The 10432-nt window shown below is 49.7% G+C and carries 9 protein-coding genes; 2 read left to right on the top strand and 7 right to left on the bottom strand.

Going from position 1 to position 10432, the window contains the following annotated elements; all coding sequences use genetic code 11:
- Positions 1-438 precede the first annotated feature (438 nt).
- The 6 genes from QEZ41_RS07000 to QEZ41_RS06975 are packed head-to-tail and all read right to left on the bottom strand — an operon-like array spanning position 439 to position 5247.
- Positions 439-1491, bottom strand: coding sequence for a tetratricopeptide repeat protein (locus tag QEZ41_RS07000; RefSeq protein ID WP_289410677.1), 1053 nt, complete (start codon positions 1489-1491; stop codon positions 439-441).
- 7 nt (positions 1492-1498) lie between these two features.
- Entirely contained in the window at positions 1499-2170 is a 672-nt protein-coding gene (locus QEZ41_RS06995) for an energy transducer TonB (RefSeq protein ID WP_289410676.1), read from the bottom strand.
- Positions 2170-2583: an ExbD/TolR family protein gene (locus QEZ41_RS06990; RefSeq protein WP_289410675.1), complete on the bottom strand. Its 414-nt coding sequence runs from the start codon at positions 2581-2583 to the stop codon at positions 2170-2172. Before QEZ41_RS06990 ends, QEZ41_RS06995 begins: the two co-directional genes overlap by 1 nt.
- 12 nt (positions 2584-2595) lie before the next feature.
- The gene (locus tag QEZ41_RS06985) at positions 2596-3084 is read right to left on the bottom strand and encodes a MotA/TolQ/ExbB proton channel family protein (protein WP_434556800.1); all 489 of its coding nucleotides are present in this window, start codon (positions 3082-3084) and stop codon (positions 2596-2598) included.
- Between the two features lie 55 nt (positions 3085-3139).
- A complete protein-coding gene (locus tag QEZ41_RS06980) occupies positions 3140-4480 on the bottom strand; it encodes a MotA/TolQ/ExbB proton channel family protein (protein ID WP_289410673.1) in 1341 nt (446 codons plus the stop codon).
- Entirely contained in the window at positions 4477-5247 is a 771-nt protein-coding gene (locus QEZ41_RS06975; RefSeq protein WP_289410672.1) for a DUF3450 domain-containing protein, read from the bottom strand. The genes QEZ41_RS06980 and QEZ41_RS06975 overlap by 4 nt, the downstream gene beginning before the upstream one ends.
- A gap of 232 nt (positions 5248-5479) precedes the next feature.
- Here QEZ41_RS06975 and QEZ41_RS06970 point away from each other — a divergent pair, with 232 nt between their 5' ends.
- A complete protein-coding gene (locus QEZ41_RS06970; RefSeq protein ID WP_289410671.1) occupies positions 5480-7468 on the top strand; it encodes a sensor domain-containing diguanylate cyclase in 1989 nt (662 codons plus the stop codon).
- A gap of 54 nt (positions 7469-7522) precedes the next feature.
- Here the strand turns inward: QEZ41_RS06970 and QEZ41_RS06965 are convergent, their stop codons facing one another.
- A complete protein-coding gene (locus QEZ41_RS06965) occupies positions 7523-9217 on the bottom strand; it encodes a long-chain fatty acid--CoA ligase (RefSeq protein ID WP_289410670.1) in 1695 nt (564 codons plus the stop codon).
- Between the two features lie 285 nt (positions 9218-9502).
- On the opposite strand from QEZ41_RS06965, the gene QEZ41_RS06960 reads away from it, so the two are divergent.
- Positions 9503-10432, top strand: a complete 930-nt coding sequence (locus tag QEZ41_RS06960) for an alpha/beta hydrolase (protein ID WP_289410669.1) — start codon at positions 9503-9505, stop codon at positions 10430-10432.

The raw sequence follows: 10432 nt of genomic DNA, 5'->3' as shown, positions 1-10432 counted from the left end.
AGCGGCTGTCATGTTTCGGTTTAGACATAGCTTCATCTCCTAGAGTTGAAGCAGTCCAACTTTAGGGGGGCATTCCATTGTGGTTTGGTGTGGCTGGAGGGTTTGTTCGCGCAAGAGTTGCGCTCCCACAGGGGCACTCCCACAGTAAAAAAGCAGCTGGTGCGTTGCCGACCTTTGGGCGCGGCTCTTGTAGGAGCGCATCTTATGCGCGATTGTGGTTCGGCGTGGCTGGGTGGTTTTTTTCGCGCAAGAGTTGCGCTCCCACAGGGGCACTCCCACAGGGGCACTCCCACAGGGGCACTCCCACAGAAGCACTCCCACAGAAGCACTCCCACAGAAGCACTCCCACAGAAGCACTCCCACAGAAGCACTCCCACAGGGGCACTCCCACAGAAGCACTCCACATCAATAGCACGGACTAGTGGAATGCTCCTACAGTTAGGGTTCGGTGGTGGTGTTTAGCCAGTCTTGCCAGCTGCGGATTTCTTTACGGCTAGCACCGGCTTTGGCTGCGGCTTGTAGGGCTTGTTTGGCTTGCGGCCAGAGTTCTTGTTCGCTGGCTAGTTGCACCACGGTTAGCCAGTGTTTGGCTTGTTGGCTTTGTTCGGCCAGGCGCTGATAGTGTGCCAAGGCCAAGCTGCGTTCGCGTGATTGCCATTGTAGCTGTGCCAAGCGTTCTTGGCGGGCGGTGGTTTTGGTTAAGCGCCCTTGTTGCATCAGCTCGTTTAACAGCCGTGCGCCCTGCCATGGCTGTTCAGCGGCGCTGGCTAAAGCCACTAGCTGATCCAAATCCGCCTCGCTAAATGCCAATCCTTGTTGATAGGCCGTGCGCAAGGTGGCAAAGGCTTGTACATAGTTACCGCTCATTTGCTGTAAAGCAGCCAGCTGTCGCCACTGTGCTACTTGCTGTGGATGGCGCGCCAATAGCTGTTTTTGCCATTTTTGCGCTGCTGGAAAACGACGTAACTCAGCATTGGCGGCGACCATAAAATTCAACCACTGATCACTAATCGCGCTTTGCTTAGCCAAATAGCGTTCCGCCAAAGGCAAGGCTTGGTCGTAACGTCCGAGCATTTGCCAGTTGTATATACGCAACTCCAAGCTTTCTTGGCTGTCTAGCACATGCTCTAAATAGGCTAACGCCTGTTTAGGTCTTTCCAGTTGGGTATTTAACTTAGCCAAACTTAACGCATCTTCCTGGCGTTGCTCATCGGTCAATTGACCACTTTTATACGCCTGCTCTAGCAACTGCACGGCATGAGCTATGTGATTTTTTTGCCAAACCACATAACCATGAGTACGCCAAATTAAAGCCTCTGCGTAACTGCCCTTTTCGGGCTGAAGTTGTCTGAGTAGTTGTTCGGCTTTGTTGAACTCGCCCTGTTCTTGCGCGCTTTGGGCAGCCTGTAGAGCACGCAGGGTTTTAATGTCTATCGTCTGCGCCAAGGCTAAACCCGACAATAAACAGCAACATAAAACTAACCAACGCATGGATACATTACCTCGCTGGCTCGAGTTTAAATTCAATAATTTTTTCCACGTGACGCGGGACAGCGATGCCGTTTTCCATGCGTGGGGTAAAACGCCAGCGTGCAGCGGCGCGGCGTGCAGAGCGATCAAACACATTGGCTGGCTGAGCTTCAAGCACTTCGATGTTTTCTACCCGCCCATGCGCGCTGATGGTAAAGGTTAGTTTGACATAGCCTTCGATACCACGCCGGCGCGCCACATCTGGGTATTCCGGCAATACGTCATTGAGCGGGGTTACTTCTGAGTCTTTACCCGGCGCGGCAGGCGCGCTCGGTGCGGCTGTCTGTGCTGTGCTTGGCTCAATGGCATCAAGGCTGGGCATGGCATGCGCGCGAATGCTTATTGAGCTGGTTAACTTAGGTGCGGCCAAATCCAGTTTTAAGGTTGGCACGGCTTGGTTCTGTGTGGTTTGTGGCGTTTGCGGTTTAGGTGGCTCTACATCCGGCGGCGGTTCGGGTGCTTGCAGGCGGCTACGGGATTGGGCATCGGACGTATTTTTACTCATGGGAATAAAGTGGCCAACCTGTACGAGCTTGTTTTCAACGGACGCTTGCGGTGGTGAGATCATCCACAAAATAATCGCAAAGCTGGCCAACACAGCCAACAAAGCAATTGCAAAAGAGATCAACCAACGCGCCATTAATTCGATTCCGTCGAGGCCGCCAAGGCCACATCAACAACACCGGCCATGCGCGCTTGATCCATTACCTGCACCACCAAACCCGTGCGCGCATCTTGATCCGCCTGCACCACCACAATTCCTTCGGGTTGTTCTTGGCGTAGCCGTTCAACATGGGCGCGCACGGTACGCACATCCACGGCCTGCTTATCCAGCCACACCTGGCCATCAGCGGTTACGGCAATCAAAATATTGCCTTTATCCTGACTGCTCGCGGTGTCTGCTTGAGGGCGATTAACCTCCATACCGGACTCTTTAATAAACGAGCTGGTGACAATAAAGAAAATCAGCATGATAAACACCACGTCCAGCATAGGCGTGAGGTCAATGCCGAGCTCTTCTTCTGTTCTATAGCTGTAACGACGCATTCTCATCGTTTTACCACCTTATTCATGCCTAAGCTGATCAGACAGCCGGCCTAATGCGCGCCGAGCATTACGCTCAAGGTGCGCGATACTAAATAATCCACCAATGGCTAATACCATGCCGGCTAAAGTGGGTAATGTCGCCTGCCAAACACCAGCAGCCATAGCACGTGGGTTGCCGGTGCCGCTCAATGCCAACACATCAAACACCGCCACCATGCCGGTTACCGTGCCCAGCAAACCCAGCAATGGAAACAGCGCGACCAAGGCTTTAATAACAGTTAATGGCGTGATCAGTTGCTCATGGGCTTGAGCAATCCAAGCTGAGCGCACTGTACGCGGCCAGCCGTTACTGAACTCTTCCTGACACAAACGCTGCCATGCTTGATGACGCTCTTTGACCCACGCTGGAAACTGGCGCTGCATATACCAAAAGCGTTCCAGCATCAGCGTCCAAAATAATACGCACAATGCGGCCAGTAGCCACATAACCAAGCCACCAGCGCCCATTAAGTCGAGCAGTGCGTGGCTGCTATCGACCAGCCAAAACCAAGTATTTTGCCAATTAGTCACGGGATTCCTTGGCTGACATATGCAGCGCCAATAAGCCAACGCACTGTTGCTCTAGCAGTCGCACCACGCCCTTGCTACGCGCGACCAAAATGCTGTGCAAAAACAGTAACGGAATAGCCACCACCAAGCCCTGCACCGTGGTGACCAAGGCCTGTGAAATACCATCTGCCATCAACCGAGAATCGCCACCACCGGCTTGGGTAATAGCTTGGAAGGTGATGATCATTCCTGTGACTGTACCCAGCAGTCCAAGCAAGGGCGCAACTGCTGCCAGTAATTTTAGTAAACCCTGCCCGCGTTCTAGCTTAGGTACCTCTTGCATAACGGCTTCATCCAGTTTCAGCTCTAGGGTTTCCAGGTCTGTTAACTCGGGTTGTGGGCCCAGCACACCCAGCACGCGCCCCAAGGGGTTATTGAGCGTAGGGTTCGACAAATCACGCATCTGTATACGTACTGAGCGCACTACTTGCTGCAATTCCAGCAAACGCCATGCGGCCAGCACAAAGCCCAGCACACCCAAGCTAATAATCACCCAACCAACCACACCGCCCTGTTTAACTCGCTCGTAAAAAGTGGGTTGGTGCTGTAGCTGTTCCAGCAAGCTGCCGCGGGTCGGGTCAATTGGCAGTACCGCAACGGGTTCGCTGGCGGTTAACCAGTTTTTTACCTGACTTAAACCGTTAGGTTGTTTAGGTAACGCGCGCAACGCATCATCACCGGCTTGATACACTAAAAAATCCGTATCGCTATAGGCGGAAAAAGGCCCCACGCGCACCACGCTAGTAATGTTTCGCTCACCGCCTGCACTAATGACGGGCGCATCAAAACGCTCGACTTTGCCGCTAGCGGTCATATCTTCAAGAAGGGTTAGCCATAGCTGTTCAACGGCTTCAGCACTGGGCAGTTTGCGGCTATTAGCAAAACGCTCAAATTGCGCCACCCGCTTAGGCTGCTGTACATTGAGCATGGAGTCCTGCCACTGACCTGCAATGTCGCCTGCGCTTTGGCGCAATACAGCGAATAACTCACCCAGCTCGCCGGTGCGCTCTTTTAATTGACGCTCCTGTTCGGTCAGTTGCTGCTCTAGTTCTTCAAATTGCGCTTTAAGCTCGGCAGCTTCACGCTCCTGAGTGCGTAACGCCTGCATGGCTTGTTGATAGATTGCCTGCTGCTGATTTTTTTCGACTAAGAAACGCTGTTCACGCTCTTGCATCAGTTGTTCTTCGCTGGCTTTTTCGGCACGGATGCGTTGCAGTAATTGGTCGGGCGTTAGGCTGTCGGCTAGGACAGTACCGGAACAGAGCAGCGCCAGCACCACGATGAGTTTTTTCATTGCTGCGCCTCCCATGCCAGTGTTTTTATCGGCAAAGCTAACCAATCGGGTGATTTTTGCTGCCGTGCAATGGCAATCGCCTGAGCCACAGGCCGACGTGCATTGCCATTAAGCACTTGCCATTCTTTCGCTTGCGCGTTCCACCAACCGGTTTCATGGCCGTCTGGGGTTTGGTAATACAGCATCAAACGGCCTAAACGTAAAAAATCCACATTCAGCTCGTTTCCGTCACGCTTAAGCGCATCGCGCCAGACTTCGAGTGTGCGACCGTAATCACTTTCAATTTGGTAGGCTTCTAGAATGCGGCGGTATTTTTCGGCAATAGACACATCAGCGCGTGGCAGTAAGTCCTGCAAGGTTTCTAAACGATCGCGCCGTTCATAGGGCAAGAAAGGTAAATCAGCACTGATAAACTGCTCCAGCACCTCTAGCATCCGCTGCATTTGTGGAGTCACAGCGGCTTCGGTATCTTGTAGGTCTGCTAATTGTTGCTGATAGCCGGCGAGTTCTTGCTGCTGCGCTGCTACCAGTTCACGCATCTGCTTGTTATAACCCGTAAGCGTTTTTGTTTTTAGTAGCGCGGTGCGGTACTCCTGCAGCATTTTTTGCGTTGCATCATCCAGCTGCTCCACCTGTTGTTGCGAACGTTGAGCGGCTTGGCTGTGGGCCGTATTTTCATCCAAAGCTTGCTCTACTGTGTTGGCCATGACCGTTCCAGTACACAACGCCAGTGATAGCGTGGCGCATCGTAAAAAAGGGAGTTGCATAAACAGGGGTCCTTTAATAATCCAGGTAACACATAATGATAACTATTATCATCTTTGCGTATTCATTCAGTCAAGAAAGAAACACATAAAAAACAAAACCATGCAAAGAATAGGTGATTACAAACAACAATGATGGCTATTTAACTCTACTGCATACTAGAGTAAAATACCGCTTAGTTCGCTTGATCAAACTCTGCTTTCTAAGCATATTTTTTGCTAGAAACCCATCTATATGGATATTGCAAAAAAGGCTGTCATTTTGCGTAAAATTCTTCGCTATTCCCTAGCCACCTTGGCAGTTTTCGCACTACTGGGCGCCAGTGCATTGCTGTTACCTAAATCCTTAGCTGAGCACCAGTTGTGGCTGTGGTTTAGTGCTGCCACACTTACAGGGCTTGCGCTGCTAAGTATTCTATACGCGCAAAGCAGAAGACGCCTAGCGAAGCTGACGAACCGCGTCAAATTGACCGAGACCCGCCTTAGAGCCTTGCGAGTGGCGATTGAGCGCAGCCCTACTTCTATTCTGGTCACCGACCCAAAAGGCTTTATTGAGTACGTCAATCCGACTATCTGCAGATTTACTGGTTACAGCATTGAAGAGTTGATTGGCAAAAATTCAAGCATTTTCAATTCAGGCAAAACACCCCACGAAACCTATGTGGACTTGTGGCAAACCCTTGCCCGTGGACAAAATTGGAACGGCCGTTTTATAAGCCAAACCAAAACCGGAGATATTTATCTGGAGCAAGCTTGGATTGCGCCCGTGTTTGATGAGCAGAAAAAGCTGGTCAACTATGTGGCGGTTAAGCTGGATATTAGCGAGCAAGAATTCGCTCTTAGCCGTGAACGTTTACACAATCAGGTGCTCGATTTGTTGTCGCGTAACAAAACCGCCAATGAAATATTCGGCTCAATCATCCGTGCCGTTGAAAAAGAAAACCAGCACATTAAATGTGCTATTTTCTTACGTAGCCTAGATGGAGTTAGCCTGCAACTAGCTACTGCACCTAGCCTGCCCACGTTCTTACACCATGCCTTGCAACAAATAAAAATTACTAGCGACGGTATCTCCGTAAGCCAAGCTGCTTTTTACGGCAAGCGTATTATTACCGACGAGCTGTCAACACAAGCCAAACAAGTAAAAACGGCCAGTGCTGCGGTGCGCGCAGGAATGCTGGCATGCTGGGCAGAGCCGATTTTTGACGTGGATGGCAAGGTAGCTGGCGTACTTAACTTTTTTAAAGATCAACCGGGCGCACCCAACAAACGAGAAATCAACCTAATTGAAAATGCGGCTAATTTAGTCCGACTGGTTATTGAGCGCAGTCAAAATACCGCGCTGTTAAAGCTGGCCGAAACCGTTTACCACACCAGCAGTGAAGCCATAGCCGTCACTGATGCTCATGGAACCTTTATTCATGTAAACCCCGCATTTACAAAAATAACAGGCTATACCGCTGAAGAAGCGATAGGCAACGATCATTCAATTTTGAAGTCTGGTCGACACAGCGCCAGCTTTTATGATGAGATGTGGGCCAGCCTTAACGGTTCAGGCCAATGGCAAGGCGAAGTATGGAACCGACGCAAAAACGGTGAACTCTACCCGCAGCTGTTATCCATTAACAGCACCTACGATACCGACGGCAGCGTTAAATTCCGTATCTCTCTGTTTGCCGATATCAGCAAGCAAAAAGCTAACGAAGAGCTTATCTGGCGTCAGGCTAACTTTGATTCATTAACAGGCTTGGCCAACCGCCGTTATTTCCAAGAAGTCTTTCAACACTCGCTTAAAATGGCACAACGCGAAAAGCATAATTTAGCCATCATCTTCATTGATTTGGATGAGTTCAAGCCGATTAACGATATGTTTGGCCACCAGTATGGCGACCAATTGTTAGCGCAAACAGCCCAGCGCATCAAAACGCCCCTGCGTGACACGGACATAGTGGCACGCATTGGTGGTGATGAGTTTGTGATCTTATTGGCGGGGAACCCCAGCAAAGAAGATGCGCTACTGATTGCCAGACGCATACATGAGCATGTTTTGCAGCCATTTGAGATTGACGGGCAAGTGTCGCAGATATCGCTCAGTTGTGGGGTGAGCATGTATCCAGAGCACGGAAAAACGGAAGCTGAGTTGATCAAGCAAGCCGATATTGCGATGTACCATGCTAAAAACCTAGGTCGCAATCAAACCGTATTTTTTGAGCCTGAGCTGTAATAAACAGGCTGCTACACGCCCCCCTATTGTTAGCTGGGCATGCAGCATAACGTTCTAGCCTTGAGCTGCAGCCAGCTTTTTCAACTCTGCATCACGCAGTTCACGCCGCAACACTTTACCCACGTTCGTGGTGGGCAACTCATCACGGAACTCTACAGTCCGCGCCACCTTATAGCTGGTTAAGCTTTTGCGCATGTGCTTAATCACCTGCTCTTGGGTTAGGCTCATGCCTTCGCGTAAGACAATAAAAACCTTAATCTCCTCGCCACTTTTCTCGCTGGGCACGCCTATCGCTGCGCACTGTAAAACTTCTGGCATGCTAACCAATACATCCTCAATTTCATTGGGGTAAACATTAAAGCCAGACACCAAAATCATATCTTTTTTGCGGTCAACAATGCGCAAATAACCATCTTCTTGAATGATGGCTATATCACCGGTACGCAACCAGCCGTTTTCATCCAACATTTGGTGGGTAGCTTCTTCGTTATGCCAGTAGCCCTTCATCACTTGTGGGCCTTTGACACAGAGCTCACCTGGCTCGCCCAGTGGCAGCTCATTACCATCATCGTCAATTACTTTGCACAGCGTTGAGGGAACAGGAATACCGATAGTGCCCAAATGTATGTTCTCAATGGGGTTCACTGTGGCAATGGGGCTGGTTTCGGTCATGCCGTAGCCTTCACATATTTTAGCGCCGGTAACTTCTTCCCAGCGTTTAGCTGCAGCTATCTGTAATGCCATACCGCCTGAAACCGTCATTTTCAGGGCGGAAAAGTCCAGCTTGCGAAAAGCCTCGTTATTACAAAGCGCTACAAACAGGGTGTTTAGTCCGACAAATCCAGAAAACTTCCACTTTGACATGTCTTTAATCATGCTGGGCAAGTCGCGCGGGTTGGTAATCAATAAATTATGATTACCCGTCATCATCATCGCCATGCAGTGAAAGGTAAATGCGTATATGTGATACAGCGGTAGCGGTGCAACGATTGTTTCTTCCCCTTCGCCTAGGTTAGAGGCCATCATGGTACGGGCTTGCAGCATATTGGCGATAAGGTTTCTATGGGTCAGCATGGCGCCTTTGGCCACACCTGTAGTGCCGCCGGTGTACTGTAAAACAGCCACTGACTGGGATTCTGAATTGACATTACGGGCGATTTTTTTGTTGCCTTGTTTCAGCACATCATTGAGCCAATATGCTTGCGGTATATGAAATGCCGGCACCATTTTTTTAATGTATTTAACCACCGAGTTAACAACGAAACGTTTGACGGGGGGTAAAAAATCACCTACCTCGGTCAAAATAACAGTCTTAATCTCAGTGCTGGGTAACACTTTCTCAAGCAGGTGCGCCATGTTGGCTAAGCACACAATGGCTTTGGCGCCCGAGTCGGTAAACTGATGCTCCATTTCGCGGGCGGTATACAGCGGATTGGTATTGACCACCACTAAACCTGCGCGAATGGCGCCGAACACCACCACAGGGTACTGCAGCACGTTGGGCAGCTGAATAGCAATGCGATCTCCAGGCTGCAAATCAGTGTTGTGCTGCAGCCAAGCCGTAAAGTCACCCGACAGTTGATACACCTCTGCATAGCTAAGCGTTTTGCCTAGGTTAGTAAATGCAGGCTTATCAGCATACTTTTCGCACGACTCTGTTAAGACGGCTTGAATATTTGGGTAAAGATCCGCGTCAATTTCACTGGCGATACCTGCGGGATACTTATCTTTCCAGATGTTCTCGTTCATCCAAGCTAACTCCCAATCAATTCTTATTTTAGATTTTAGTTGTTAAGCGCCGTACACATGCAATTATAGTTACCTTCACTCGTGCAAGACTTTTTTGTACCTAGTGCCCTGCAGATTAGCAGTTTTTAAAAAATGCGACTAGCGTAACCCATGCACGAAAAGTCATAACAAGACTAAAATCTAATGCTTAGTCACGACTTTGCTACTACGATGACGGTAAACCAGCTTACAAAAACAATAATACGTAATAGACTCTAGTAAAGCGTTAGTGGCAGGAGAACTGTAATGCATCACGAATCCTTTTGGTTAACCGCCAGCGACTCCACTGAGTTTCATGTCAATCACTGGAGCCCAACGCAAGAACCAGACGCCATTGTTATGTTGGTGCACGGCATGGCGGAACACAGCAAGCGCTATGCTCATCTAGGCGCTGCCTTAGCTAAGGCCGGTATTGCGTTATACGCCCTTGATTTGCGTGGCCACGGTTTTACCGCCAGCTTTGGCGTAAAGGGTCACTTCGGCGATCACAACAGCTGGAAGTTGGCGCTGGATGATATTCGCTGTCTTAACCACCATATCCGCCAGCAGCATCACGAAAAACCAATTTTCATCTTTGGCCACAGTCTTGGCAGCTATCTGGTAATCGATTATTTGTTGCAGTATTGCTGCAGCGTACAAGGCGCAATTTTATCAAGCTCTATTTATATTCAGTCCACCCTTAGATACAGACTCGCGCTGCTGGTGGCCCGCCTTGAACGCTGGCGTTTGGGCAAGCAGGGGCGTAGTAAACTCTTGCACTGGTTAATTTACAATCGCTATCAGCGTGCTTTTAAGCCACGAAAAACTGCGCATGACTGGCTCAGTAGCGATGAAGAACAAGTTAAACTCTATGCGCAAGATCCGCTGTGCGGCTTTGTCTCTACCACCCAGCTCTGGGTTGACTTGCTCAACGGCTTAAGACGCATCACGCCCATTAATAATTTGGTGCAAATAGATAATCTATTGCCTATTTTAATTTTTGGCGGTGAGCAGGATCCTATCCACCAAGGACACCGGCTACTCGATTTAGCCAACGCTTTTCGTGAGTCTGGCAATCGTTTCGTGGATGTAAAACTTTATCCAGACATGCGCCATGAACCTCTAAATGAAAAAAACTCGCAACGGGTTATGCAAGACATTATCGAGTGGATTAAGCACAACGTACGGCAGGACTAG

Source organism: Thiopseudomonas acetoxidans (genome assembly GCF_030362935.1).
In the GTDB taxonomy this organism is placed as follows: domain Bacteria; phylum Pseudomonadota; class Gammaproteobacteria; order Pseudomonadales; family Pseudomonadaceae; genus Thiopseudomonas; species Thiopseudomonas acetoxidans.
Note: the sequence above shows the minus strand (reverse complement) of the source record. Positions and strands in the feature narration are given on the sequence as shown.